Source organism: Brevibacillus sp. FSL K6-0770 (assembly GCF_038000275.1).
In the GTDB taxonomy this organism is placed as follows: domain Bacteria; phylum Bacillota; class Bacilli; order Brevibacillales; family Brevibacillaceae; genus Brevibacillus; species Brevibacillus parabrevis.
In genome coordinates, this window is the sequence record NZ_JBBOBQ010000001.1 from 1339082 (window position 1) to 1365300 (window position 26219).

The window sequence follows — 26219 nt, forward strand, 5'->3', positions numbered from 1 at the left end:
TGTTTGCAAGGAGCGAAAACACCGAAAATCGCTTCCCGTTGCGTGATGAGCGATGTCAAGAACTATTTTTGCGCAAAACACAACATATAGTGTTGTCGAATTTTATTGCGTACAACATATAGATAAAACTATTGAGTTTTTCCCATAAAGATAGTTAACTAGAGAGGAACCATTCGAAGGAGGAACGTTATGCTGGCGACCGAAACTGTATCCCGCACCGCTTTCTTGAGGGATGAATTTTTAGCACAATACAAAGACTTTCCCGATCATATGAATCCTCTGGGACAATTTGTGTACTATCGGACTTATTCTCGTTTTATCCCGGAAAAAGGCAGACGGGAAACATGGAAAGAAACATGCCGCCGTTCGGTGGATTACAATATGAAGCTTGCGTATCAACATTTGCAAAAAATCGGCCTGTACCCGGATGAGCGTGCGATGGAAGCAGAAGCGGAAGGTCTGTTTGACAACATGTTTAACCTGCGTCAGTTTTTGTCCGGCCGGACGCTGTGGGTGGGCGGAGCTGAAAACGGCGTGGCCGATTTGTACCCGCTGGCCAACTTCAACTGCTCTTTCCTGAACATCAAATCGTGGGACGACCTTGGCGATTTGTTCTACCTGCTGCTGGTAGGAACAGGTGTCGGCTTCAAATGCACGAAAGCGATGGCAGCAGGACTCGGTCCGATCCGGACCAACGTGGCCTTGCTTTCTTCCGAGTACCGCCCATTGCCCAAGCATCAGCGACTGGAGCGTTCCGAGCTGAATGTGCTGGATAACGGTTTCGCCAAAATTTACGTGGGAGACAGCAAAGAGGGCTGGGTAGAGTCGCTGCGCTTGTACCTGCAAATTTTGACCGACGGTTCCTACGAGCATATTCATACAGTGAAAATCTCCTACAACAGCGTGCGTCCAAAAGGAGAGCGACTGAAGCGTTTTGGCGGTACAGCAAGCGGACATGAGCCGCTTCGCGAGATGTTTGAAGGCATCGACAAAGTGCTGAAAAACCAGATCGACGAGCATCTGGCCCCGATTGAAAGTGACGAAAAAGGGTACGGCAAGATTCGCCCCGTACATATTCTCGACATTGGCAATCTGATCGGAGCAAACGTCGTAGTTGGGGGCGTGCGCCGCACAGCGGAAATTTTCCTGTTCGATCACGACGACTACGAGTGCATGCTGGCGAAATACGGCATCAACGGCTTCTGGACGGAAGAGCAGCTGGCGCATCACCGCCGCGTCGGCGAACTTTTGGGCGAGCACAAGCCTGTATGGTTTGACAGCATTGAAAAGGTAGGGGACGGACGATTCGGCCTGGATCACCGCCGCATGTCCAACAACTCCATCGCCTTTACGAAACAACCGTCTAGAGAGTTTTTGCATCTCGTGTTCACCTTGATGCAACTGGAAGGCGAGCCTGGCTTTATCAACTTGGAAGAAGCCAATCGCCGTCGTCCAAATGCGGAGGGCTTGAATCCTTGTGCGGAAATTTTGCTTGATTCATATGGCGTTTGCAACTTGACTACGGTCAATCTCGTTCAGTTTGTGCGTGAGAACGAAGACGGCTCCAAGTATTTGGATCTGGATGGACTTTTGGATGCGCAACGCAAATCTGCCCGTGCAGGACTGCGGATGACGCTCGTTACACTGGAGCTGCCACATTGGGATACGGTGCAACAGCGCGACCGTTTGCTCGGAACGTCGCTGACTGGCTTGAAAGATGCGCTCGCGTCTCTCGGCTATACGGAGGAGCAGGAGCTTGAACTGCTGCGTCAGCTCGGAAATGCTGCCCGCGACGAAGCGAACCGCTATGCGTACGAGCTGCGCGTCAATTCGCCGCTGCTGGTCACGACAGTGAAGCCGGAAGGAACGCTGTCACAGGTGGCTGGCGGGGTTTCCAGCGGCTTGCACTGGTCGCACTCGCCGTACTACATCCGCCGCATTCGCATCAACGCACAAGACCCGTTGGCAAAAGCGGTACAAGCTCTCGGCTGGACGGTTCACCCGGAGGTCGGCACACAAGGGGAGACGCACGAGGAGCGCATGGCGAATGCCCGCACGCTCGTGATTGACTTCCCGGTAGCGTCGGGTGCGCAGGAAACCAAAAACGAAGTGAGCGCCAAGCGCCAATTCGATACGTACTTCCGTTTCCAAAAGGAGTACACCGAACACAATTCCTCCAACACGATTACCGTTCGCAAGGAAGAATGGAACGAAGTGGAAGAGATCGTCTATGCAAACTGGGACAATTTTGTCGGCGTGTCTTTCTTGCAGCTCGATGGCGGAAACTACCAGTTGGCTCCGTACGAGGAATGCAGCAAAGAGCAGTACGAAGCGCTCAAGCAGTCGATGAAGCCTTTCGATCCTGCTATTTTGCAGCAATACGAGACAGGCACAGATGCAGACCTGTCGACCGCAGAATCTTGCGAAGGCGGCGCTTGCCCGATTCGCTAATCCAGTCAGTCATCAACCAGGGAGAGACCGTTACGATGGGTCTCTCCCTGGTTTTGTTTTGGCTCGGATCAGGCCGACGACGAGCAGGAGCAGCGGGTAAAACAGTCCGAAGATCAGGCTGTAGGGAAACCAGGCATCGACATCCCATTTTGCCATGTACGCTGTGTTCGGGTAGACAATCAGCGAAAAGACGGCTACGACGAAAGCGGTCGGGATGATCAACGGTTTGTAGGTGCGGAGCCGAAAGACGTGGGTCATGCTGATTAATCCGGCGTAAAAGTACATGCTCAGTTTGACGAAGATGGTAAAGAACCAGAGGATGGCGACGATCGCCTCCACTCTCTGCAAAAAATTTCCAATACTAATCCGCTGGGCCAGCGTATAGCTGGGGTAGGCGTAAAGGATCGAGCCATCAGGCCCCAGTACCAAAATGCTGACCAGGATGACCATGGATAATTTCAAACCGGCAATCAGCCCTCCGGCAATAAAATATTTGCGTGCGGAGCGGGGATCAGTGAGGCAAACGGGAAAAAAGACGAGCAAGGTGGGAAGTGTCAAATACGTCATACTGGCAAACGTCAAGGTTCCTTTTACGAGGCTTTTCCCGTCCGCTTCCAGAATCGGCTGGATATTTTCGATCTCCATGCTCGGAAAAAGAAAAAAGATCAGGGAGAAAAACAACAAGAGCAAAAGCGGCACAAACAACTCGATGCTTCGCGCAAACGTCTCCAGTCCCAGGTGGGCAGCGAGCATGACGACGAGCAAAAAAAGAATGTGCAGCGCGATGATGGGCGTCTCCGGGAACATGTTTGTCTTTAAAAAATTGCCGATGTAAAAAAGCACCTGAGCGGAGGAGAGCAGCATGGTGAACAGAAAGAAGCACGAAGCAAGCCAGCCGAGCCATTTGCCCAAGATCCGTTCGTTTATTTCCAGCAGGTTGTTTTTTGGATAAAACAAGCCGACGGAGATGTACAGCCAGGCCAGGCCCAAGCCGACTGCATTTCCCAAGAGGGCGCAAATCCAGGCGTCCTGTTGTGCGTTCGCAGCCAGAGTGGAAGGGGCGACCAGAATCGTCGTGCCGATGCTGAATAGGCAAGTAATGATCGTCATTTGCCGATTCGAGATTTTGACTGTGGACAGCACCTGACGTCCTCCTATTCGAACAGTTTCTGCAAAAATTCTCCGAAGGGACTCAAGATGACTTTCACCCAGTCGCCCGGATTGGGGACAGGTACGTCCAATATCTTGAGCGTTCCTGTAATGGCGCCGAGCAGAAGCAAGAGGGAAAACACGACGAGCTCCCGATGATAGCGTCTTCGAACAAGCTTCGGGACTTCAAACCAGGCGATGATGGCCGCTGTGACCAAAACAAACGCTGCTCCCCACATTCCCTTTTTTCCTACTTTCCTGATTTAGGCAGTCTTTTCTTCGAGTATTGACCGAATGAAAAAATGCCATACCATCGTCAACCGCAAGCGCAGTTTGTCTATGGTACAATAGCCTTAGAGAGAAAGGGGCGATGGTTTGTGAGTCCAATTATTCATACTCATCAATTGCGAGTGCGCTACGGCGAAACCGATCAGATGGGTGTGGTCTACCATACGAATTACTTGAACTGGTTTGAGGTGGGGCGAACAGAGTTGATCCGCCAAGCGGGACTCACCTATCGCGAGCTGGAGGAAAGAGGTGTGCTTTTGCCGGTTACGGATGCCGCCATCTCGTACAAAAAGCCTGCTCGTTACGATGATATGGTGGAGATCAGGACGCGGGTCAAAGAACTGACTGCCGTTCGCCTGACGTTTGCTTACGAAGCTATTCGCGTGTCGGATCAGGAGCTGCTTGTGTCGGGGGAGACGATGCACGTCTTCACGAACAGCGAGCTTAGACCGATACGCCTGGCCAAAACGGAGCCGGAAGTTTACGCTTGGCTGGATGCCCAGCACAAAGGAGGGGAATAGCATGTTGCGCTTTCTCGTGATCCTGTTTGTGATCGGATTTGGTTTGGAGCTATGGGGATTGATTACAGTAGGTTCGCTGATCGGCGGATGGAACACCGTTTTGCTGGTCATTGTTACGGGGCTGTTGGGCGCTTGGCTCGCGAAGCAACAAGGGGTTCAAGTGTTTCGCACGCTTCAGTTCCAACTGTCTCGCGGGCAGATGCCGACAGAGACGATCATCGACGGTGTGCTGATCTTGGTTGGCGGCATTTTGCTCTTGCTCCCAGGGTTTGTGTCGGATGTGATCGGTTTGATTTTTCTCATCCCTTACACCCGGATGATGCTGCGGCACTTGCTGAAGCAATGGCTGTGGTATTTGATTTCTTCGGGACGGATTCGCTTTTTGTTCCGTCGCTAAGTCGCTAGGTAGAAGACAGACAGGTTATGGCAAAAAAAGAACCGCTTCGAGCTTTGCCCCAGCAGGCAGCTCGCAAGCGGTTTTTTCTTTAGGTGCGTTTTCCCTTGATGTACATCCAGATGTCGACGAACACATTGGCTTTGACCAGGGCGTTGATCAACACGAGGGAGACGGGGCCGATGATCAGTCCGAGGAACCCGAACAGCTGCAACCCGACGAACAGGGCGACCAGCGTGAGCAGCGGATCGAGGCCGACGCTCTCTGCTACAACCTTTGGCTCGATGATCTGGCGGAAGATGAGCACGACAGCGTACAAAATCGACAGACCGATGACCATGGTGTAGTTGCCTTTGAAAAACATGTAGATGATCCAGGGAACGAAAACGGTTCCCGTGCCGAGATACGGCAGGAGATCAACCAATCCGGTAATCAGGCCGATCGTAATCGCGTATTCCACGCGCATGATCAACAGTCCGATGATCACGATTGCCGCAGTCAGGGAAATAAGCGTCACCTGAGCTTTGATGAACCCGAACAAAGCGGCGCGCAGATCGCGAAAAATCTGATCCAGGCGATTGTTGACCCCGCTTGGCAAAAGGCGGCGGAAGCGCGATTCCCAGAGGAAGAAATCTTTTGAAATAAAGAAAGCGCCCATGATGGAGATGACCGAGACGGTAGCCATGTTCGGCAAGGAGACGAGCAAGTTTTTCAAGCCGTCCAGGAAGCTGACAATCAGATTTTGTCCGGCGTGTGTGATCGAAGTGATGCCGCTGCCGACCGTGTTGCTGATTTTGTCCTTGTAGTTCGGATCAAGCTGGTCGTAAATCCATTGAACCTGGTTGTAGATGCCGAGCAAGAAGTCTTGGGAAATCGTCCGCTGCAAATACTCGGACAGCTCTTGGGCAAACACCGGCAGCCGTTTTGCCAGTTCGCCGATCTCTACGACCGTTTCCGTTACGACCAGGGTAGCCAGGCCGATGGCGAGAAGCATCAGTACAAGCAGGGCGATCGTAACCGACAGCCAGCGGGGAATTTTGAACTTTTTCGTGATGAAAGTGACGGGTCTGTGGATCATGAGCGCAATGACTAAAGCGATTATAAATGGGTACAGTAATGGTGTTGCAAACTGAAACAGCCAGATTCCTACATAAACAAGCAGGCATACCCAGAAAAAGCGAATGATCTGAAAGACGCGCTCCACCCAGTTTTCCTGATTCAAAAAGGTCTCCTTTCTGCCAAAAAACAGCAACAAATGCTTATGGAACTATTATGCAGCAATCGGGACAAATGGAGCAAGCGCGCGAAAAAACAAAACTGGGTTTCATCCTTTGAAACATTTTTTCGCCAATCTTATTCACAAAATCGCAATAATCTTTTATAATTGGGTCGACTTATAGTGGATTCTTTTCTCTCGCCTCTCCCCCTTGGCATGCTCAAGGATTTGCGTGGATATATTTCCTGACAAGAGTGGTGGATGAAAGAAACCGCTGCTATCAATTTCTTTAAGAAGAGGTCGTTTATCAGTCACGAGGACAAGCGAAGGACTGGATAAGCACTATTACTTGAGTGGAAAAGGAGAGGGAGTTCTATGACAACAACACGTGGACTTGAAGGCGTCGTTGCCGCTCAATCATCGATCTGTTCGATCGTCGATGGGGTTCTTTGCTATGGCGGGATCAACATCGATGAGTTAGCAGAACATGCAACTTTTGAAGAGGTTGTATACTTGCTCTGGCATGGAGCGTTACCGAAGCGTGATCAGCTGGACGCTTTGAAAAAACAATTGGGTGAAAATGCAGCAGTAGCAAAAGAAGTGCTGGAAAGCATTCGCCATTACCCAAAAGGCGTGCACCCAATGGCGGCGTTGCGCACAGCTGTCTCTTCGTTAGCGCTCTACGACACAGAAGCGCAAGATATGTCTCCTGAAGCCAACTATCGCAAATCCATCCGTCTGATGGCTCAAACTCCTACTCTGATTGCTGCTTACGAGCGCATGCGCAAAGGATTGGAGCCAATCGCTCCTCGTGCAGATTTCACCATTGCCCAAAACTTCCTTTACATGCTGACTGGCGAAGAGCCAACAGAAACAGCTGTGAAAGCGTTTGATGTTGCGCTGGTTCTGCACGCAGACCATGAGTTCAATGCTTCTACTTTTGCTGCTCGCGTAACCGTTGCGACCCTGACAGATATCTACTCCGGTATCGTGTCCGCAATCGGCACGCTCAAAGGCCCTCTGCACGGCGGCGCCAATGAAGCGGTTGCGAAAATGCTGGTGGAAATCGGCGGACTCGACAACGTGGAATCTTACATCCGCAGCAAGCTGGACAACAAAGAGAAAATCATGGGCTTCGGACACCGCGTTTACAAAGATGGCGACCCGCGTGCGAAATGGCTGAAGCAAATGTCTCAAAAGCTGACGGCGCAAATCGGCCGTCCTGAGCTGTATGAAATGTCCGTGAAAATCGACAACATGATTACATCGGAAAAAGGATTGAAGCCAAACGTTGACTTCTACTCCGCATCCGTGTACATCTCTCTCGGCCTAGAAACAGACCTGTTCACACCGATCTTTGCCATCAGCCGCATGTCCGGTTGGACGGCACACATCATGGAACAGTATGAAAACAATCGTCTGATCCGTCCTCGCGCGGATTACATCGGTCCGGTCAACCAACATTACGTTCCGATTGACCGCCGCTAAAAACCCGCTATTTTCGAGCGTGGAGGGCCGTGTGCAGCCATGCTGACCAGCCCTAAGTGCAAGCTTGAGAACTACCACAAGAAGTGGTAGTTCTCCTACGTCTGGAAATATTCATAATCACCCAATATCTTCAACACTGGAGGGATTCTTGTGTTCAAAAACCTTACTCAACCAACTGCTGGTGAAAAAATCACCGTAGATAACGGCAAACTGGTCGTTCCAAACAACCCGATCATTCCTTTCATCGAGGGTGACGGTACTGGCCCTGACATCTGGAACGCTTCCGTTCGCGTTCTGGATGCAGCAGTAGAAAAAGCGTACAACGGCGAGAAAAAAATCGCTTGGTTCGAAGTGTTCGCAGGCGAAAAATCGTTCAACCAATACAACGAGTGGCTGCCAGAAGATACGCTGACTGCTGTTCGCGAATACTTGATCGCAATCAAAGGTCCTCTGACTACACCAGTAGGCGGCGGTATCCGCTCCATCAACGTAGCGCTGCGTCAAGAGCTGGATCTGTACGCTTGCGTGCGTCCTGTTCAATACTTCGATGGCGTTCCATCCCCTGTCAAACATCCTGAATTGACAGATATGGTGATCTTCCGCGAGAACACAGAAGACATCTACGCTGGTGTTGAATGGGCAGAAGGCACTCCAGAAGTGAAAAAAGTAATCGACTTCCTGCAAAACGAAATGGGCGTGAAGAAAATCCGCTTCCCGGAAACTTCCGGTATCGGGATCAAGCCTGTTTCCAAAGACGGTACAGAGCGTCTGGTTCGCGCAGCGATCAACTACGCGATCGACAACAAACGCAAATCCGTTACCCTCGTACACAAAGGCAACATCATGAAGTTCACCGAAGGCGCGTTCAAAAGCTGGGGCTATGCAGTGGCTGAAGCAGAATACGGCGACAAAGTGTTCACTTGGGCACAATACGACCGCATCAAAGCAGAAGGCGGCGACGCTGACAAAGCGCAAAAAGAAGCAGAAGCAGCTGGCAAAATCATCGTAAAAGACGTGATTGCTGACGCGTTCCTGCAACAAATCTTGACTCGTCCGGCTGAGTACGATGTAGTAGCTACCCTCAACCTGAACGGTGACTACATCTCCGACGCTCTGGCTGCACAAGTAGGCGGTATCGGTATCGCTCCGGGAGCGAACATCAACTACCTGACTGGTCATGCGATCTTCGAAGCAACACACGGTACAGCTCCTAAATACGCTGGTCTGGACAAAGTGAACCCATCCTCCGTGATCCTGTCCGGAGAAATGATGCTGCGTCACCTGGGCTGGAACGAAGCAGCTGATCTGATCATCAACTCCATGGAAAAAACCATCTCCGCGAAAACAGTAACGTACGATTTCGCTCGTCTGATGGATGGCGCAACTGAACTGAAATGCTCCGAGTTTGCTGACGCGCTGATTCAAAACATGTAAGATAGAGATAGTTTGGCAACTATTTACACTTACAGTTTGGAGGGGAGTTAAGTCATGGCATTCAACCGTAAAAAAATCGCTGTTATCGGTAGTGGCTTCACTGGTGCAACCACAGCATTTATTTTGGGGCAAAAAGAATTAGGCGACGTAGTTTTGGTTGACATTCCGCAACTGGAGAACCCGACAAAAGGGAAAGCGCTGGATATGATGGAGTCTTCCCCTGTGCTTGGCTTCGACGCCCAGATTACAGGTACTGCAAGCTACGAGGATATTCAAGGCGCTGATCTGGTGATCATCACCGCAGGTATTGCCCGCAAGCCAGGCATGTCCCGCGATGACCTTGTAAACACCAATGCAAGCATCATGAAGTCGGTTGCGGAGCAAGTGAAGACATATGCTCCCAACTCGATCGTGCTCGTCCTTTCCAACCCCGTTGATGCAATGACTTACACTTTCTTTAAAACGTCCGGCTTCCCGAAAGAGCGTGTCATCGGGCAGTCCGGCGTGCTGGATACGGCGCGTTTCCGTACCTTCGTGGCCATGGAGCTGAACGTTTCTGTTGAGGACGTGACAGGCTTCGTGCTCGGTGGTCACGGCGACGACATGGTTCCGCTGGTTCGCTACTCGTATGCGGGTGGCATTCCACTGGAAACGTTGATCCCGAAAGACCGTCTGGACGCCATCGTCGAACGCACCCGCAAAGGCGGCGGCGAGATCGTCAACTTGCTTGGCAACGGCTCCGCTTACTATGCGCCGGCTGCCGCTCTCGTACAGATGGCGGAAGCGATCATCAAGGATAAACGACGTATCCTTCCATCCATTGCGCTTTTGCAAGGCGAGTACGGCTATCAAGATATTTACCTCGGCGTTCCGACCCTTCTGGGTGCAAACGGAATCGAGAAAGTCATCGAGCTGGAACTCACCGCAGAAGAAAAAGCCGCGCTCGACAAATCGGCCGACTCGGTGCGCAATGTCATGGCTGTATTGAAATAGTTTGTCTGATCGGAATACGAAAGACGCCTTTCTTCGTGAAGGGCGTCTTTTTTCATGCCAAAGCCGATTTCGAGGAATACTACAGTCCAAAGCAAATTTCATGCCCAGAGTAGCCTGTCGCTAAACACCTTTACAAAAAAATTACTTGTCTTCCGGTTTCAGCATTGGCAGACTGAGTAGTGTAGAGAGAAGAAACAAATCAGAGGACGAAGGTCTGCAACATTCAATCTGTAGCATCGCATTGGTAGGGGGAAACGGACAAAATGATCAAGGTTTTGGTAGTGGATGACGAAGCTTCTATCGTGAAGCTGCTGCAATTCAATCTGGAAAAATCGGGATTTCAGGTCGTTACTGCATTTGATGGCAGACAGGCATTGGATATGGTGAAAAGCGAGCAGCCTGACTTTATCATTCTCGACTTGATGCTGCCAAAAATGGACGGCATGGATGTCTGTAAAACATTGCGGCAGGAACGCATCAATACACCGATTCTCATGCTGACCGCAAAAGATGACGAACTGGACAAGATTCTCGGCCTGGAGCTTGGGGCTGACGACTACTTGACCAAGCCATTCAGCCCGAGAGAGGTAGTGGCACGCGTCAAAGCCATTTTGCGACGAATCCAATCGACACCGGAAGCGGCTACTGCTCCTGAAGACGTCGTGCTTCAGTTTGGCGACATCCGCATCTATCCGGAAAAATATGAAGTGTTTTGCAAAGACGCCAAAATCGAGCTGACTCCGAAAGAATTTGAGCTGCTCAACTACTTGGCCAGCCACCAGGGACGTGTCCTGACGCGCGATCAACTGCTGAATGCCGTCTGGAACTACGATTTCATCGGCGACTCGCGGATTGTGGACGTACATGTGAGCCACCTGAGAGAAAAACTGGAGGAAGACACGAAAAATCCGCGCTACATTAAAACAGTCCGCGGCTTGGGATACAAACTGGAAGGATAACAGGAGGCACGACCTTGACTCGCTTTCGTATCAAACTCACCTTCACTATCTTGGGATTAATCTCATTGGTTCTCCTTTTGATGGGAATGTACTTTGCGAAGGTACTGGAGAACTCTTACCTGCAATCTTTGCATGAGCTTTTATCCCGCGAGTCCAAGCTTGTTGCCCAGGCTGTTCGCTTCCCGACGGTTTTTGACAATCAGGTTACGCTGGCGGATCGCGTCAAGCAAGTGGCTCCTTCCGACGAAGTCCGCCTGACGATCATCAACCGCGAAGGTCAGGTGCTGTACGACAACTCCTCCCATGTAGAGGAGATGGAAAATCATCACGACAGGCCGGAGATGAAGGCTGCGCTGCGGGGCGAAACAGGCATTTCCCGCCGATTCAGCGAGACGCTCGGCTATGACATGATGTACGTGGCGGTGCCAGTCGAGCAAGGCACAAACATTGTCGGGGCTGTTCGCTCCGCCATGTCGATGAAAGACATTACGGACACGATTCACAACATGTGGTACAGCTTGCTTACAGGGCTTTTGGTCACACTGGTGGTCGGCTCCATTGTGGTCTCACGCATTTCTTTTTCCATCATCCGTCCGATTGAGGAAATCACCAGGGTAGCCCGCAACATTACCCAGCGTCAGTACGAGAGCCGGGTACGGATCAAGGCCAAGGACGAGATCGGTCAGCTCGCCGGGGCGATTAACTTCATGGCTTCCAGCTTGGAGCAGCAAATGTACGAAATCTCCGAGAACCAGCAGAGGCTCGCCGGGGTTTTGACCAACATGACGAGCGGTGTGATCTTCATATCGGAGCAGCGCAGAATCATGCTCGTCAACCCTGCGGTCGAGAAGCTTCTCGGGACGGCTGGGCATGAGCTGGTAGGCAAGCTGCACATCGAGGCAGGCAAAAGCTTTGGACTGTCCCAGTACATCGACAGATGCCTGGACAAGAGCGAGAAGTTTCGGCAGGAGGTTCACATTTACTACCCGCAGGAACGCGTGCTCGACGTCAATTTTGCCCCGTACATCAATTTCAAGGGCGAGTCGCGAGGTGTAGTCGTCGTCCTGCATGACATCACGGAAATCCGCCGTCTGGAAAAGATGCGCAGCGACTTTGTCGCCAACGTGTCGCACGAGCTGCGCACGCCGATTACGTCGATCAAAGGGTTTACCGAGACGCTGTTGGAAGGCGCGATGCAGGATGAGGAGACATGCCGCAACTTCCTGCAAATCATTTCCGATGAAAGTGAACGGTTGTACCGGATGATCCGCGACATTCTCGATTTGTCCAAAATCGAGCAGAAGCGCATCCCGCTGCATCTCAGCCACGTGCACGTACAGGAGCTGATCCGTTCTGCGGCCGCGATCATGCACGATCAGGCGCAAAGAAAGCAGCTGAAAGTGGCGCTGCCGGAGAGCCAGCCGGACATTTGGCTGATGACGGACAAAGATTGCCTCCAGCAAATCGTGCTGAACCTGATGACAAACGCGATCGCCTACACGCCGGAAGAGGGCGAGATCACGATCAGGACAGAAGCGGACGACAAGCAGATTACCATTCAGGTGGCAGATACAGGGATCGGCATTCCGGAAAAAGACCTGGCAAGAATTTTCGAACGGTTCTACCGGGTGGATAAGGCTCGCAGCCGCGATTCGGGCGGCACAGGGCTTGGTCTGGCCATCGTGAAGCATCTGGTCGAAAACTTGCACGGCCAGATCAAGGTAGAGAGCGTGGAAGGAAGAGGCTCCACCTTCACAGTCATCTTGCCGCTCACCTGAAATATTTACACAAACAAAATAGTAGCTTTACCCGCAGACTACAATCCCCTTGTACTATTTGTCGTGTCAGACAAATGAAGGGGGACGAGGAACATGTCGCGGCACGCTTTCGAAGAGCAGCTGGATGTACTGCATCGCAAACTCATGTCCATGGGAACATTGGTTGAGGAAGCGATTCATAAATCGATTAAAAGTTTGGTAGAACGGGATGTCCATCTGGCGGAACAAGTGATTGCGGCCGATCCGGTTATCAATGAGCTGGAGCAGGAAATACAGAGCGAATGCTTCCGCCTGATCGCCTTGCAGCAGCCTGTCGGGAGCGATCTTCGCCGCCTGGGAACCATGCTGAAGCTGGTGACTGATCTGGAGAGAATGGGCGATCATGCCGTGTCCATCTCCAAGACGACACGTCGCCTGATGGCGGAGCCATACGTCAAGCCGCTGATCGATATTCCGTTGATGGCGGATCATGTGAAAGCGATGGTGAGGGATTGCCTGAATGCCTATATCGCTCGCAACAAAGAAGCGGCAGAAGAGATCGCTGCGCGAGACGATATTGTCGATAAGCTGTTCGCCACGATCTTCCGTGATCTGATCGAGGTCATGATGAAAAATGGCAATGCGATTTCCCAAGGCACGCATCTGCTCCTGGTGGCGCAATATTTGGAACGGATTGCCGATCACGTCACGAACATTTGCGAGTGGATCATCTACATGTCCACAGGCAAAATGACGGACTTGAACAAATAGGATCGAGGACGCTCAAAGCTTTTGCCAGCGGGCGCTCTGGATACGGAATAAAAGTCGCTGTGAGCCTTTCGCGCTTGCAGCGGCTTTTTTCCTTTTTCCTGTCGTGACAGATGCCCATTTCCTCCTCGCTGCATACAATACATCGATCCGATCCATTTTCGATCAGTGAGTGACTGGAGGGAATGTGCATGGCTAAAAAAGTGCGTCACATATACGCTGCGGGCAACACGGCGCGAGGATACAAAACATTTTACGACTCGGTCCTGCAAGGCATGGAGCGCGTATACATCCTGTCAGGAGTGGTGGAGGGGGTTACATCGCCGCTCATCGAGACGATTGGCAAGGAGATGTCTCGCAAGACCGATCAGGTGGAGTGGATTCATTCACCGTTCGTGAACGGGCAGTACGACGGTGTTGTCTTTCACGAATGGCGGGTAGCGATTATGGACGGCAGCTATCCCCGCATCTGGAGACCGGCTGCGCCCGGCGTTACCGAGATTCACGTCAACTTGCAGTCGGCGCTCGATACCGATCAGCTGGCTTTGTACAAAAGGCATATCGCGGCGTGGTACGAAGAGATTTTCCAAAAGAGCGAGGAAGCTTATCAGGCATTCGGGGAGGCGCTGCGCATCCACGATGAATGGGAAGCCCCCTACATCGAGAATCTGAACCGGGAGGCAGCCAATCTCGTCACGCAAGAGGTCGTGGAGCTGTTTTTCGGAGAGGAGAAGCAGAACAAGCGGGCGCAGGTGCGCAGAATGTACCTTGGCGCCGCCACTCCGAACGGTCCGGTGGATCACATCATGAAGCTGACCGATTCGCTGCAGAAGCGCTATTTCATCAAAGGCCGGCCGGGATCAGGCAAGTCGACCATGCTGAAAAAGCTGGTGACAGAGGCGGAGAATCGCGGCTTCGATGTGGAGGTATACCACTGCGGACTTGACCCGCACAGCCTGGACATGGTGATTGTGCCGGAGAAAAGCGTGGCGATTTTTGACAGTACGGCTCCACACGAATACTTCCCCAGCAAAGAAACAGATGAAGTGATCGACATGTACGCACGGGCGATCGACCCTGACACCGACGAGCTGTATCACGATGAGCTGGCTGAGATCAAGTCGCGCTACACGCAAAAAATCAAGGAAGCGACAGCATCGCTTTTGGCTGCCAAGGAACTGCGCGATCAGCTGAACAATGTGTACGCCGAACTGGCAGATGAGTCCAGGCTCAAAGCGGTTGCCCAAGCGATCATGAGCAGGCTGGCGCGGATGGGATAAACCAATATCGACCCGAATGAAACCTGTTCGGCTGCTCATACTACAAGAAGGAGGTGAGCGGCCGGATGGGTTTTGCTTTGACGCTGGCTTTGCTGCTGCTAGCCAATCCCCTCGATCCGACCAACTTTTTGCACATCGAGTTGGGAGAGAAAACAGTAGCCATCCTGGACCGAGCGGATTATACCTTGCCTGTTGACGGTGTCCCAGTGGCAGATGACTACCGTTTGCAAAAAGTAATAGACGATGTCGCCAAACAGGCGTATGTGGAGCCGATCAATGCGACGATTAATGCGCAAGGGTCCATCGTTGCCGAGAAAAAAGGGCGCAAGCTGGATGAAGCTGCTTTTTTGCAGCAGTTTTACCAGTATTACTACGGCGAGGGCGCTTCGACTCTACAAGTTTCCTTCCAGGAAGTCCATCCAAAAGTGGACAAGGCTCTCATCAGCCAGGTTCGGAAAAAAGTGATCGGGCAGTATGCCACCTATTTCAATTCGCGGAACAAAAACCGCTCTCACAACATCAAACTCGCTTCCCAAGCGATCAACAACTACGTCGTCTTGCCGGGAGAGATTTTTTCTTTCAATAAAGTAGTCGGCCAAAGAACGAAGGAAAAAGGGTACATGCAGGCACCGATCATCGTCAGGGGAGAGCTGTCGGAGGGAATTGGCGGCGGGATTTGCCAAGTATCCTCGACTTTGTTCAACGCCGTGGACAAGGCTGGATTGCATATCATGCAGCGCTATTCCCATAGCAGAAACGTCGCCTACGTCCCGCCTGGCCGGGATGCGACCGTGAGCTGGTACGGGCCGGATTTTGTGTTTCAGAACAAATACGCCTACCCGATCATGCTCAGGGCTATCGCAGGAAACGGAGCGATGTATGTGACCGTGCATTCGTTTCCCGAGATTGAATACGAGCCTCGACATGTTCCAAGCGTGCGCCAGAACACACCGGAAGAAGGGCCAGCCAGCCCGGAAACCATCACGGAACCAACACTGCCTTGAGCTTGACGGGCATGTTGGTTTTTTTATTACCTAGTTAAAATTTAATGTAAAGAAATAGTTGCCACGGAATAAAAAAAGTCGTATAGTGTTTTCTGTGATAAAAATTTCGTGTCCGAAATATTAGTTAGGAAAGGAGTGCATCATGAACAAGCCGTTGCATATACGGGACTTGCTGAAGCGTCTGAACAAGACCTTCGCGACGATGGCTACCAAGGAACTGAGCAAATACGGTTTGACCGTTCCCCAATTGATGATCATTCGGCAAATTCATTGCGAGCCCAAAACGATCGGCCAGTTGAGCAAAGCTGTCGATTTGTCGTACAGCACCGTTTCCGGCATCATTGACCGACTGGAAAGGGAGCAGCTGGTCGAGCGAGTGCGTGATGAGAAGGACCGCCGAGTTGTCTGGATTCAGAAAACGGAGAAGATTACCGAACTGTTTGCCAAGGTTGACTTTTTCTCGGAAGAATTTTACAAGCGGATTTTCCACGGTTTTTCGGATGAAGACCTAGATGGCATTATTTATTCGATGGAAACGTTGATTACGAAACTAGAAGAGAGAGAAAGTTGAGGAGAAATCATGAAGCGAAAACTGGTTTTGTATGTCATTTTGCTCCTGTTTGTCGCAGGGGGCGGGGGCATCGGTTACTACTACTGGTATCAAGGTGAACACTACGTTACGACGCAGGATGCCAGAGTCGCAGGGGATATTTATCGGGTTATGCCTAAAATGACAGGCAAGCTGACCGGACTCGCTGTAAAAGAAGGCGACGCGGTTGTAGCAGATCAAATTGTCGGACAGCAAGATACGAGCAACCTCGCGACTACTTCGCTGGAAAACAGCGTCCTGCGTTCTCCGATTACAGGAACCGTGATCAAAACGCAGGCGAAGGAAGGCGAAATTGTTTCCACAGGGCAATCCGTTGCGCTGGTGATTGACGAGAGCAAGCTGTACATCTCCGCAAACCTGGAAGAAACCGAGATCGAGCGGCTGAAGCTGGGCCAAAAGGTAGAATTTTCGCTGGATGCCTATCCGGGCAAAAAACTGACTGGTCATCTGATGGAGATCGGAAAAGCGACCAACTCCACGTTTTCCTTGATGCCAGCCGTCAACACAAGCGGGAACTTCACCAAAGTCACCCAGCGTATTCCGATTAAAATTGCCATTGATGACACAGCAGGTCTTCATTTGGCTGCCGGTTTGAACGCCGAGATCAAAGTGCAAGTGAAGGAGATGTAATCTGGCATGAAAAAAACAGCTCAATGGAAGTCCATCGCCGCTGTCTTGATGGCGATTTCGCTCATTACAGCAGGCTGTAGCGATACATCCTCCGCGTCTTCCGGAGGCGAAAGCATTCCGGTTGTGAAGACATGGAAGGTGACCCCTTCCCAGACAGGAGTCATTGCGAACGGTAAAATCGCCGCTTCGGATGAAATTCAGGTCGTGTCCAAAGTGTCCGGCAAAGCGGCGAGCGTCAACGTAAAAGAAGGCTCTGTCGTCAAGCAAGGCGATGTATTGGTTACGCTGGAGGCGGCAGACTATCAGCAACAAATTAATCAGGCGCAGGCGGCTATTGCCGGAGCAAGCGCCAAGCTGCGCGATACAAAAGCAGGCGCCCGCAACGAGCAGCTCACACAGTTGTCGAGCATCGTGACGCAAGCGCAAGCCGGCTTGAAGGTGGCAGAGAGCAACTACAATCGCATGAAAGCTTTGTTCGATGCAGGGGCGCTGTCACAGGCTGAACTGGAAAGAGTCTCGCTCGATCTGGAAAAGGCGAGAACAGGACTGGAGCAGGCGCAAGCGCAGTACGATCTGGCAAAAGCAGGTCCGACCGCTGACACGGTTGCCGCGCTTCAAGCAGAGGTAAGCCGTCTCAATTCCAGCTTGGAGCTGGCAAAAAGCAGCTATGACAACACGATCATTCGCGCGCCAATCAGCGGCATCGTCGCGAAGCGTTCCATCGATCCGGGTGAAATGGCTGGAGCAGGCACGCCATTGCTCGTCCTCGTCAACATGGCTGACGTGAAAGTAGAGGCAAGCGTACCGCAAGATCAGATCAACAGCGTCAAAGTTGGCTCTGAAGTTGACGTAAAAGTCGGCAGCCTGGGCGGAAAAGTGTTGAAAGGTACAGTAGAGTTCGTCTCCCCGGTTTCTGACCCTAACAGCAGCTCGTTCCCGATCAAGGTTAAGGTGAGCAATCAAGAAGGACTGCTGCGCGCCGGGATGGTAGCTGAAGTGGCCCTGCAAGGTCAGGCGACCCAAGGAATGAAAATACCGACGACAGCTGTTCTTGCCAAAGAAAACAAGCATTACATCTACACCGTGGACAACGACGTCGTTCACCAGGTGGAAGTTTCTGTAGACAACGCAAGCGGTGACTGGACAACTGTGACCCAAGGTGTGAAAGACAACGATCAGATTGTTTTGAACCCGACAGACAAACTGTCCGAGGGCACCAAGGTGATCGCAAACTAACGGGGGTGATGACATGGCGGAAGCGGTGGCACAGCGGGAGGAAAAGAGCGGCAACGGCAGCATGTGGCTGTCATTGATCGCGATTCTCTCGGGAACCTTCGTTGCGATTTTGAATAACAGTTTGATCAACGTTGCCCTGCCCACCATGGTCAGTATTTTTGGCTCCACGACAGAGACCATGCAATGGGTTTTGACAGGATACATGCTGGCAAACGCCGTCATGATTCCGATGAGCGGTTCGCTGTCAGCCAAATTCGGGGCAAAGAAAATATTCGTCCTGTCATTGTCTGCCTTTACGATCTCATCCGTCCTTTGTGCGCTCGCCTGGAGCGATTCTTCCTTGATTGCGTTTCGCGTCGTGCAAGGGGTGAGTGGCGGGATGATCATGCCGATCGGGATGTCGATGATCTACATGATCGTTCCCCGGGAAAAGATCGGGATGGCTCTGGGGATTTTCGGGATTGCTTCGATGACGGCGCCTGCATTGGGCCCGACTCTTGGCGGTTACCTCATTGAGTTTTTGAGCTGGCAGTTTCTGTTTTTGGTCGGTGTTCCTTTCGGGATTTTTGCGGTAATCATGAGTATGGTTTTGCTCAAGGAAACACCGAAAAAACCGGAGTTGAAGTTCGACTTTCTCGGCGCTTTTCTGGCGATTGTCGGCTTTGGTGCCCTTCTGCTCGCGTTCAGTAAAGGACAAGCGGAAGGATGGACGTCCTTTTTTATTGTCAGTCTGTTCTTCGTTGCCATCACGAGCCTTGCGCTGTTCGTCTGGGTGGAACTTGGAAAAGAACAGCCGCTGCTTGACTTGCGCTTGCTGAAAATTCCTGTCTTTTCCATCAGTATTCTGACGTCCGGTTTTGTCATGATGGGGATGATGGGCGGGATCTTCCTGATGCCGATCTTCCTGCAAAACATTCAGGGGATGACGGCCATGGAGTCAGGGATATTGCTGATGCCGCAGTCGATTGCGATGGCAGTCATGATGCCGATCAGCGGCAAGCTGATGGATAAATACGGCATCGGACCAATCGGACTGGTCGGGCTGACGATCATGACCATCACGACTTATGAGCTGCACAATCTTGCGGCAGACAGCATGCATTCCTGGATGGACATGATTTTGACCATCCGCGGTGTGGGTATTGGCCTGTGCATGATGACGCTGTCGACGGTCGGGATGAACGCGGTGCCGCGGACGAGTGTCGGGGATGCTTCTCCGCTCTCGAACGTGCTGCGCCAGGTCATGAGCTCGTTCGCGATTGCGATTTTGACCGTGATCATGCAGGCGCGGCAAACGTTCCACATGTCTTCCATTGCCGACAACCTGAACTCGGATATGGCTACGCAGTTTATCGGCGGAATTTCCGGCTTGTACGTTCAGGCAGGGGTAGATACAGCGAGCGCAACAGGCGGAGCGAGCACGATCCTGTACGGGATGATGGCAAAAGAAGCGCTGGTGCAAGGGATCGGAGACACGTTCCTCGTCTCTGTCATCCCGATTGCCTTGTCGATCCCACTCTTGTACTTTTTGCATAAAAAACCGAAGAAAGCTCCGCAGGCGCCCGAGCAACAAAAGGCGGCTGCCTAAGAAGAAAGGGTCACTCCTGCAAGCCTTGTGTCAGGCTGCGGGGGTGACCCTCTTTTCATCCAGTCAGGAAGTAACCTTCCACAACCAGTACACGATCCTTCCGACGATGTAGCCCAAAAGAATCGTCCAGCCGATCTTGGCCCAGACGTTCAGTCCTTTGACAAATTCACGCAAGCTTTTTCGGTGTTGGGGGTGCTTGTTCACCTTGGGACACTCCTTTAGCTGGTTGGTTATAGCGAATGAACAAATAAATACCTGCGATGATGACAAGGCCGCCTACCCATTGCGGCACCGTAACGATCTCTCCCAAAATAAAGTAAGCCAGGATGGCCGTCCCGATCGGTTCTCCCAAAATTCCCATCGAAATCGTGGTCGTACTCAGCCACTTGATCACCCAGTTGAAGATCGAGTGCCCAAGCAAAGTCGGGAACAGGGCGAGGCAGAAAAACCAACCCCAGTCTTGCGCGGGATAGCCGACCAGCGGATAGCCCAGTGCGAGATCGTACGCCACGAGAATCACGCTCGTCGCAGAGTAGACGACGAGTGTATAGGAGAACGAAGACATGTGCTGGCGGACGTATTGGCCGACCAGCCAGTAGCCTGTAACGGTCACCGCTCCGAGCAAGGCGAGGGCATCGCCAAAAAGAGCCATTCCCCCGACCTGAAAATCACCCCAGCCGATGACGAAGCTGCCCACGATCGCGAGCAGTCCGCCAGAGAGCGCGAGCAGCCGCACGCGTTCCCCGAAGAAAAAGTAACCGCCGATAAAGGCGAACAAGGGCTGCAACGTTACGAGAACCGTAGAACTGGCTACAGATGTGTAGTTCAACGATTCGAACCACAACAGAAAGTGGCTGGCCAAAAATGCGCCAGACAATAGACAGAGTAGCCACACTTTTTTGCTCATTTTTCCGATCTCGGCGATGGCACCGCGATTCCAGAGCAAAAAAGGAAGCGTGAGCACGACAGAAAAAATCAGCCGATACGTGGCGATGATCGGTGCAGGTGCACTGGACAGTTTGACGAAAATCGCGGACGAAGAAATCGCAATCACCCCGATCAACAGCGCGAGATACGGGGGAAAAGGCGGTTTTTCCAATGAATGATTCATGAGTACACCTTCTTATGTCTGCTAAAAGTCACGATGTTCTCTATTGTAACGTCCGCCTGAAAAATTCACAATGTTATGCTTACCCAGTTGCCTGAAAGGTTTTTTTTCAATCAGGCAATCCTACAAGCATGAGATATCTACCTTTCTTTTTCCGTGTTGCTGTCCTGCTGTTCCTGTTCGTCGTCGTCAGTTTTCCGGCCCGGACAGAAGCGATCCCGCTGACTCCCATCCACATTTTGATTGACGTCGGTCACGGAGGGATTGATTCCGGCACGTCGTATGGCGACCTTTACGAAAAGGACATCAATCTGCAAATCGCCAAGCGCTTGTATGAGCAATTGACCAAAGCGGGGTACAGCGTCGCGCTCAATCGGTACGAGGATATCGCGCTGAGCGACGACAACCGCTGGCTGGGGAATCGCTCCCGGCACATTCGCGACCTGGCCCAGCGCAAAAACTTGGCGAAAGAAATGGTGCCGCAAATGATGTTGAGCCTGCACGTCAACTGGTCAAAAGATGCGCGCCGCCGCGGCCCTGTCGTGCTCTACCAGAGCAACGAGCAGAGCTACATGCTGGCGGATCTTTTGCAAAGCTCCCTCAACCGTCTGGCGAACACCAATGACAAACCAGTCAAAGGCAAAACGTACTACGTACTTCGCCACCAATACTGTCCGTCCGTCATTGTGGAAATGGGATTTATCAGCAACGCTTCTGACCGACATATGCTTACCCATCCCCAGTCACAAGAAAAAATCGCCCAGGCGATCAGCGATGCCGTGAGCGAGTACGTGACCTTGACGGGAAATTTGAAAATGGAGGCGTCCACAGAAGAAAGCTGGTGGCAAGAGCCATTGATTGAGCAAATCAATGGCCGGATTGTTGAATAAGCTTCGAGATAGTTACAAATTCGGCCTCCTTCTGAATCCGCGGGATGTACTGGCGCAGAACGGAGGCTGTTTTCTTGCCAGGAGGGCCGACATGCCCGATCGCGATGCAAACCGGGTGGTTATCGATCAGCTTGCATATTTTCTCCATTTGTTTGGTGATGTGCGGCACGGTGTACTGGTCGTCGAGAAAAATCCGGTTTTCTGCATGGGGAACCCCCATTTCAGCCGCGACCTTGCCTGCGACGCTCTTGTCGGTTGTTTTGCTGTCCAGGTAAACCAGACCGCGCTCTTTGATGACGCTCATCACGATGCGCATGATTCGCTCGTCCGCCGTCACTTTTGAGCCCATATGGTTGTTCATCCCGATCGCGTGCGGCACGTCATCAATCGCCTTTTCCACGCGCTTGCGGATTTCTTCATCGGACAAATCCGTGGTGAGCGCCCCGGGGCCGAGCCAGGAGCGTTTGCCTTTTACCGGCTCCATCGGCATATGGACGAATACGTCGTGCCCTTTTTGGTGGGCAAGCTCGGCGTCCTGCTTCGTACTGGGCATAAACGGCATGACCGCAACTGTCAGCGGTACGGGCATGTTCAGCATTTCTTCTGTTCCCGCCATGTTGTTGCCAAAATCATCGATAACAAAAGCAATCAGGTGCTTTGGCTTCGGCTTTGGCTGTTCGGGCGAAGGCGTATCATTTGCCGTTGTCGCCGTGGAAAAGGCAAAACACGAGAGCAGAAGCGCTACAATCAACGGGATTTTTTTGAGCAGTTGCATGCAATCGCCTTCCTTGTCATTTTTTTCATAGTCTGTTCAACCATGCCCGTGTTTACCCGCGACATCTGCGGCTTGGCTTATGCAATCGCCCTATGTTACGATAAAAGATAGTAGTTTCGCCACGAGAGGGGTCGGATTCCTTGAGTCATTTTGTGTTGATTGATGGAAACAGTGTTGCTAACCGGGCGTTTTACGCGCTCCCTTTGTTGTCCACGTCAGCTGGACTGCATACGAACGCAGTGCTCGGTTTTACCACCATGCTGCTGAAAGTGCTGGAAGAAATGAAGCCAACGCATATCATGGTTGCTTTTGACGCCGGAAAAGTTGTGTTTCGCCACAGCGAATACGCAGAGTACAAGGGTGGACGCAGCAAGACACCACCTGAGCTGTCCGAGCAGTTTCCGCTGATTCGCGAGCTTCTGGACGCCTTTTCCATCAAGCGATTTGAGCTGGAGGGCTACGAGGCCGACGACATTATCGGTACGCTGACCAAGCATGCGGACGAGCAGTCTTGGAAAACGACCGTCATTACCGGGGACAAAGACATGCTCCAGCTCGTGTCCGATCACATATCGGTCGCGCTGACTCGCAAAGGCGTCAGTGAAATCGAGCTGTACACCCCGCAGGAAATTCAGGAAAAATACGGCCTTGCGCCGCTGCAAATCATTGATCTGAAAGGCTTGATGGGCGATTCGTCCGACAACATTCCGGGTGTTCCCGGCGTCGGCGAGAAAACAGCCCTGAAGCTGTTGCACGAATACGGCTCTGTCGAGAAGGTGCTGGAAAACATCGATCGCATCTCCGGCAAAAAGCTGCAAGAAAACTTGCGCGAGAACGTGGACAAGGCCAACATGAGCAAGGCGTTGGCGACGATTTTGCGCGAAGCTCCGGTCGAATTGCAAGTCGAAGAGACAGCGTACGCCGGCTATGACGGAGCGCTCGTCAGCGACTTCTTTAAAAAGATGGAATTTAAGTCGCTGCTCTCCAAAATCAAGGTGGCACAGCCAGGAGAAGGCAGCGAGCAAGCAGAGGCGAAGCCGTTCCACTTCGAAGTGGTCACGGAGGAAAATGCCGACAAGCATGCAGACAAGCTGACCTCGCCAATGGCGCTGTACATCGAAATGGATGGGGAGAACTACCACCATGCGCCGATTCTTGGCTTCGGTCTGGCGTCAGAAGAGAACGTCCTGTTCGTACCGTGGGACGTGGCACGCGAATGGAAGGCATTCTGTACGTGGCTGGCTGACCCGGCGCAGGAAAAGTGGGCGTTTGACGGCAAGCGCGACACGGTCGGCCTAGCCTGGCATGAGCTGGAGGCGAAAGGGATCAGCTTTGACGTGTACCTCGCGTCTTATTTGCTCAACGCTGCGGAGAGCAACCCTACGCTTGACAGCATCGCTTCGCAATATGCCCACGTACGCGTACTGTCCGACGAAGAGGTATATGGAAAAGGAGCCAAACGGCTTGTTCCAGAGATGGATGTGCTCAGTGAGCATGTAGCGCACAAGGCCGCCGCGATTTGGCAAAGCGTTCCCGTCCTGCGCGAGCAGCTGGTGGAAAATGAAATGGTGGAGCTGCTCCGCGATCTGGAAGCGCCGCTCAGCATGGTGTTGGCGCAAATGGAGAAGCAGGGCATCAAGGTCAACAGCGAGCGCCTGGCACAGATGGGGGAAGAGCTGGACAGAAAGCTGGCTGATTTGACCACCCAGATTTACGACCTGGCTGGCGGTTCGTTCAACATCAACTCGCCGAAGCAATTGGGTGAAATTTTGTTCGACAAGCTGTCTTTGCCTGTGATCAAAAAAACGAAAACAGGTCCGTCGACCAGCGCAGACGTGTTGGAGAAGCTGGCACCGTATCACCCGATTATCGACGCGATCCTAAACTTCCGCCAGCTCGGGAAGCTTCGCTCTACGTACATTGAAGGCTTGATTAAAGAAATTCATACGAAGACGAGCAAGGTGCACACGTTGTACAATCAGGCCACTACCGCCACAGGACGTTTGTCGAGTACGGAGCCGAACCTGCAAAACATCCCGATCCGCATGGAGGAAGGCCGCAAAATCCGCGAAGCGTTCATCCCGTCCGAGGAGGACTGGTACATGCTGGCGGCGGACTACTCGCAGATCGAGCTGCGGATTCTCGCCCATATTTCCGGCGACGCCAATCTGATCGACGCGTTCCAAAAAGGGATGGACATTCATACGCGGACAGCGATGGACGTGTTCGGAGTGAGCGAAGACGAAGTGACTTCGCTGATGCGCCGTCAGGCCAAAGCGGTCAACTTCGGCATCGTCTACGGGATCAGCGACTACGGATTGTCGCAAAACTTGAACATCACCCGCAAGGAAGCGGCCGATTTTATCGAGCGTTACTTCGCCGTTTTCTCCGGCGTGAAACATTGGATGGAAGAGATCGTTCAGCAGGCCAAGCAGGATGGCTACGTGACCACTCTGCTGCACCGCCGCCGTTATTTGCCGGACATTCGCAGCAGCAACTTCAATCTGCGTTCCTTTGCAGAGCGCACAGCGATGAACACGCCGATTCAAGGGACAGCGGCGGATGTCATCAAGCTGGCGATGATTCGCATGCAAGAGAGTCTGGTGGAAAAAGGGCTGTCCAGCCGCATGCTTTTGCAGGTGCACGATGAGCTTGTGTTTGAAGTGCCAAAAGACGAGCTTGAGATCATGCGCAAGCTCGTGCCGGAAGTCATGGAAGGGGCGCTTGCGCTCGATGTTCCGCTCAAAGTGGACGTGAGTGACGGACGCAGCTGGTACGAAGCGAAGTAAGCAGGCGTGTCGCCGTAAACAATAGAAGAAGCAAAGAGACAGCGAGAGGAGGAGGCACCATGCCGGAGTTGCCAGAGGTAGAAACCGTTGTGCGCACACTGCGCAGTTTGGTGCTGGGAAAAACGATTGAGCGGGTCAGTGTCCATCTGCCCCGAATCATTCGCCAGCCGGATGATATCGAACAATTCAAGGCCCAATTGGCGGGACAAACGATTCAGGACATCTCGCGCCGGGCCAAGTTCATTCAATTTTTCATGGATCAGGATGTGCTGATCTCCCATCTGCGGATGGAAGGAAGGTACGGATTGTACCAGTCGGAAGAGCCGATGGAAAAGCACACGCATGTCGTGTTCCATTTTACAGATCAGTCGGAGCTGCGTTATCGCGACGTGCGCCAGTTCGGGACGATGGATCTTTTTCCAAAAGGAATGGAAACAGCGACCGGGCCGTTGGCAAAACTGGGAGTAGAGCCGCTTGAAGAGAGCTTTACTCCCGATGTTCTCGCCAAGCTTTTGGCAGGGCGGTCAACAAAAATCAAACCGCTCCTTCTGAACCAGGAATGTATTGTCGGGCTGGGGAATATTTATGTGGACGAGTCGCTGTTTAAGGCAGGAATCCACCCGGAGAAGCCGGCAGGAGAATTGACGCGCGAAGAGGTCGAACGACTGCACGAGAGCATCGTCGCTACTTTGTCCGAGGCTGTCGAGCAAGGAGGCAGCTCCATCAAGTCCTACGTGAACGGCCAGGGCGAGATGGGCATGTTCCAGCAATCGCTTACGGTGTATGGACGGAAAAACGAGGCTTGCGTCCGCTGCGGAGCCGAGATCGTCCGCTTTGTCGTGGGTGGCAGAGGAACCCATATTTGTCCGGTGTGCCAGAAGAAGTAACATT

General features: G+C 52.3%; 24 protein-coding genes. 18 read left to right on the forward strand and 6 right to left on the reverse strand.

Annotated elements, in window-relative coordinates:
* Positions 1-189: 189 nt before the first annotated feature.
* Positions 190-2451 carry a ribonucleoside-triphosphate reductase, adenosylcobalamin-dependent gene (gene nrdJ / locus NST23_RS06715; protein WP_122962908.1) on the forward strand — a complete coding sequence of 754 codons (2262 nt, stop codon included), beginning with the start codon at positions 190-192 and terminating at the stop codon, positions 2449-2451.
* Between the two features lie 30 nt (positions 2452-2481).
* Here nrdJ and NST23_RS06720 read toward each other — a convergent pair whose 3' ends face one another.
* Entirely contained in the window at positions 2482-3594 is a 1113-nt protein-coding gene (locus tag NST23_RS06720) for a GerAB/ArcD/ProY family transporter (protein ID WP_122962909.1), read from the reverse strand.
* Positions 3595-3605: 11 nt separating this feature from the next.
* Positions 3606-3839: a hypothetical protein gene (locus tag NST23_RS06725; protein ID WP_122962910.1), complete on the reverse strand. Its 234-nt coding sequence runs from the start codon at positions 3837-3839 to the stop codon at positions 3606-3608.
* A 138-nt stretch (positions 3840-3977) separates the two neighbouring features.
* Here NST23_RS06725 and NST23_RS06730 point away from each other — a divergent pair, with 138 nt between their 5' ends.
* Both NST23_RS06730 and NST23_RS06735 read left to right on the forward strand, forming a co-directional pair.
* Positions 3978-4409, forward strand: coding sequence for an acyl-CoA thioesterase (locus NST23_RS06730; RefSeq protein ID WP_173598436.1), 432 nt, complete (start codon positions 3978-3980; stop codon positions 4407-4409).
* Between the two features lies 1 nt (position 4410).
* Positions 4411-4806 (forward strand): FxsA family protein, encoded by a 396-nt coding sequence (locus NST23_RS06735; protein WP_122962912.1) that lies wholly within the window; start codon positions 4411-4413, stop codon positions 4804-4806.
* Positions 4807-4894: 88 nt separating this feature from the next.
* On the opposite strand, the gene ytvI is transcribed toward NST23_RS06735, so the two are convergent.
* Complete coding sequence (gene ytvI / locus NST23_RS06740) at positions 4895-6025, reverse strand: sporulation integral membrane protein YtvI (protein ID WP_173596098.1); 1131 nt, start codon at positions 6023-6025, stop codon at positions 4895-4897.
* Between the two features lie 369 nt (positions 6026-6394).
* Here ytvI and citZ point away from each other — a divergent pair, with 369 nt between their 5' ends.
* From citZ to NST23_RS06800, 12 genes are all read left to right on the forward strand, one after another.
* The gene (gene citZ / locus NST23_RS06745) at positions 6395-7507 is read left to right on the forward strand and encodes a citrate synthase (RefSeq protein WP_063229179.1); all 1113 of its coding nucleotides are present in this window, start codon (positions 6395-6397) and stop codon (positions 7505-7507) included.
* A gap of 150 nt (positions 7508-7657) precedes the next feature.
* Complete coding sequence (gene icd / locus NST23_RS06750) at positions 7658-8941, forward strand: NADP-dependent isocitrate dehydrogenase (RefSeq protein WP_122962914.1); 1284 nt, start codon at positions 7658-7660, stop codon at positions 8939-8941.
* Between the two features lie 54 nt (positions 8942-8995).
* Positions 8996-9934, forward strand: a complete 939-nt coding sequence (mdh, locus tag NST23_RS06755) for a malate dehydrogenase (RefSeq protein WP_122962915.1) — start codon at positions 8996-8998, stop codon at positions 9932-9934.
* 263 nt (positions 9935-10197) lie between these two features.
* Entirely contained in the window at positions 10198-10893 is a 696-nt protein-coding gene (locus NST23_RS06760; protein ID WP_122962916.1) for a response regulator transcription factor, read from the forward strand.
* 14 nt (positions 10894-10907) lie between these two features.
* A complete protein-coding gene (gene pnpS / locus NST23_RS06765; protein WP_122962917.1) occupies positions 10908-12671 on the forward strand; it encodes a two-component system histidine kinase PnpS in 1764 nt (587 codons plus the stop codon).
* 93 nt (positions 12672-12764) lie between these two features.
* Complete coding sequence (phoU, locus tag NST23_RS06770; RefSeq protein WP_122962918.1) at positions 12765-13421, forward strand: phosphate signaling complex protein PhoU; 657 nt, start codon at positions 12765-12767, stop codon at positions 13419-13421.
* A gap of 188 nt (positions 13422-13609) precedes the next feature.
* Complete coding sequence (locus tag NST23_RS06775; RefSeq protein WP_122962919.1) at positions 13610-14698, forward strand: PRK06851 family protein; 1089 nt, start codon at positions 13610-13612, stop codon at positions 14696-14698.
* A 65-nt stretch (positions 14699-14763) separates the two neighbouring features.
* Positions 14764-15702 (forward strand): VanW family protein, encoded by a 939-nt coding sequence (locus NST23_RS06780; protein ID WP_122962920.1) that lies wholly within the window; start codon positions 14764-14766, stop codon positions 15700-15702.
* A 142-nt stretch (positions 15703-15844) separates the two neighbouring features.
* Positions 15845-16273, forward strand: coding sequence for a MarR family winged helix-turn-helix transcriptional regulator (locus tag NST23_RS06785; RefSeq protein ID WP_122962921.1), 429 nt, complete (start codon positions 15845-15847; stop codon positions 16271-16273).
* 9 nt (positions 16274-16282) lie between these two features.
* On the forward strand, positions 16283-16942 hold the full coding sequence (locus NST23_RS06790) for an efflux RND transporter periplasmic adaptor subunit (RefSeq protein WP_122962922.1): 660 nt from the start codon (positions 16283-16285) through the stop codon (positions 16940-16942).
* 6 nt (positions 16943-16948) lie between these two features.
* Complete coding sequence (locus tag NST23_RS06795; RefSeq protein ID WP_122962923.1) at positions 16949-18178, forward strand: efflux RND transporter periplasmic adaptor subunit; 1230 nt, start codon at positions 16949-16951, stop codon at positions 18176-18178.
* Between the two features lie 13 nt (positions 18179-18191).
* Positions 18192-19766 (forward strand): DHA2 family efflux MFS transporter permease subunit, encoded by a 1575-nt coding sequence (locus NST23_RS06800; protein ID WP_122962924.1) that lies wholly within the window; start codon positions 18192-18194, stop codon positions 19764-19766.
* A 63-nt stretch (positions 19767-19829) separates the two neighbouring features.
* On the opposite strand, the gene NST23_RS06805 is transcribed toward NST23_RS06800, so the two are convergent.
* On the reverse strand, positions 19830-19970 hold the full coding sequence (locus NST23_RS06805) for a hypothetical protein (RefSeq protein ID WP_167470232.1): 141 nt from the start codon (positions 19968-19970) through the stop codon (positions 19830-19832).
* Complete coding sequence (locus tag NST23_RS06810) at positions 19933-20877, reverse strand: DMT family transporter (RefSeq protein ID WP_122962925.1); 945 nt, start codon at positions 20875-20877, stop codon at positions 19933-19935. Before NST23_RS06810 ends, NST23_RS06805 begins: the two co-directional genes overlap by 38 nt.
* Positions 20878-21005: 128 nt before the next feature.
* On the opposite strand from NST23_RS06810, the gene NST23_RS06815 reads away from it, so the two are divergent.
* Positions 21006-21764, forward strand: a complete 759-nt coding sequence (locus tag NST23_RS06815; protein WP_122962926.1) for an N-acetylmuramoyl-L-alanine amidase family protein — start codon at positions 21006-21008, stop codon at positions 21762-21764.
* Here NST23_RS06815 and NST23_RS06820 read toward each other — a convergent pair.
* Positions 21742-22539, reverse strand: a complete 798-nt coding sequence (locus NST23_RS06820; RefSeq protein WP_122962927.1) for a divergent polysaccharide deacetylase family protein — start codon at positions 22537-22539, stop codon at positions 21742-21744. The genes NST23_RS06815 and NST23_RS06820 overlap by 23 nt on opposite strands.
* Positions 22540-22679: 140 nt before the next feature.
* Between NST23_RS06820 and polA the strand changes: the two genes are divergently transcribed.
* Both polA and mutM read left to right on the forward strand, forming a co-directional pair.
* Positions 22680-25328, forward strand: a complete 2649-nt coding sequence (polA, locus tag NST23_RS06825) for a DNA polymerase I (protein WP_173596100.1) — start codon at positions 22680-22682, stop codon at positions 25326-25328.
* A gap of 59 nt (positions 25329-25387) precedes the next feature.
* Complete coding sequence (gene mutM, locus NST23_RS06830) at positions 25388-26215, forward strand: DNA-formamidopyrimidine glycosylase (RefSeq protein ID WP_173596101.1); 828 nt, start codon at positions 25388-25390, stop codon at positions 26213-26215.
* Positions 26216-26219 lie beyond the last annotated feature (4 nt).

What these genes read in the sequence shown, in the direction of transcription:
- NST23_RS06760 (WP_122962916.1), top strand. Translation starts at nt 10,198, where the DNA reads ATGATCAAGGTTTTGGTAGTGGATGACGAAGCTTCTATCGTGAAGCTG.
- NST23_RS06725 (WP_122962910.1), bottom strand. Translation starts at nt 3,839, where the DNA reads ATGTGGGGAGCAGCGTTTGTTTTGGTCACAGCGGCCATCATCGCCTGG.
- mutM (WP_173596101.1), top strand. Translation starts at nt 25,388, where the DNA reads ATGCCGGAGTTGCCAGAGGTAGAAACCGTTGTGCGCACACTGCGCAGT.
- NST23_RS06800 (WP_122962924.1), top strand. Translation starts at nt 18,192, where the DNA reads ATGGCGGAAGCGGTGGCACAGCGGGAGGAAAAGAGCGGCAACGGCAGC.
- mdh (WP_122962915.1), top strand. Translation starts at nt 8,996, where the DNA reads ATGGCATTCAACCGTAAAAAAATCGCTGTTATCGGTAGTGGCTTCACT.
- NST23_RS06815 (WP_122962926.1), top strand. Translation starts at nt 21,006, where the DNA reads ATGAGATATCTACCTTTCTTTTTCCGTGTTGCTGTCCTGCTGTTCCTG.
- NST23_RS06820 (WP_122962927.1), bottom strand. Translation starts at nt 22,539, where the DNA reads ATGCAACTGCTCAAAAAAATCCCGTTGATTGTAGCGCTTCTGCTCTCG.
- NST23_RS06790 (WP_122962922.1), top strand. Translation starts at nt 16,283, where the DNA reads ATGAAGCGAAAACTGGTTTTGTATGTCATTTTGCTCCTGTTTGTCGCA.
- phoU (WP_122962918.1), top strand. Translation starts at nt 12,765, where the DNA reads ATGTCGCGGCACGCTTTCGAAGAGCAGCTGGATGTACTGCATCGCAAA.
- citZ (WP_063229179.1), top strand. Translation starts at nt 6,395, where the DNA reads ATGACAACAACACGTGGACTTGAAGGCGTCGTTGCCGCTCAATCATCG.
- nrdJ (WP_122962908.1), top strand. Translation starts at nt 190, where the DNA reads ATGCTGGCGACCGAAACTGTATCCCGCACCGCTTTCTTGAGGGATGAA.
- NST23_RS06810 (WP_122962925.1), bottom strand. Translation starts at nt 20,877, where the DNA reads ATGAATCATTCATTGGAAAAACCGCCTTTTCCCCCGTATCTCGCGCTG.
- NST23_RS06785 (WP_122962921.1), top strand. Translation starts at nt 15,845, where the DNA reads ATGAACAAGCCGTTGCATATACGGGACTTGCTGAAGCGTCTGAACAAG.
- NST23_RS06775 (WP_122962919.1), top strand. Translation starts at nt 13,610, where the DNA reads ATGGCTAAAAAAGTGCGTCACATATACGCTGCGGGCAACACGGCGCGA.
- NST23_RS06795 (WP_122962923.1), top strand. Translation starts at nt 16,949, where the DNA reads ATGAAAAAAACAGCTCAATGGAAGTCCATCGCCGCTGTCTTGATGGCG.
- NST23_RS06735 (WP_122962912.1), top strand. Translation starts at nt 4,411, where the DNA reads ATGTTGCGCTTTCTCGTGATCCTGTTTGTGATCGGATTTGGTTTGGAG.
- NST23_RS06780 (WP_122962920.1), top strand. Translation starts at nt 14,764, where the DNA reads ATGGGTTTTGCTTTGACGCTGGCTTTGCTGCTGCTAGCCAATCCCCTC.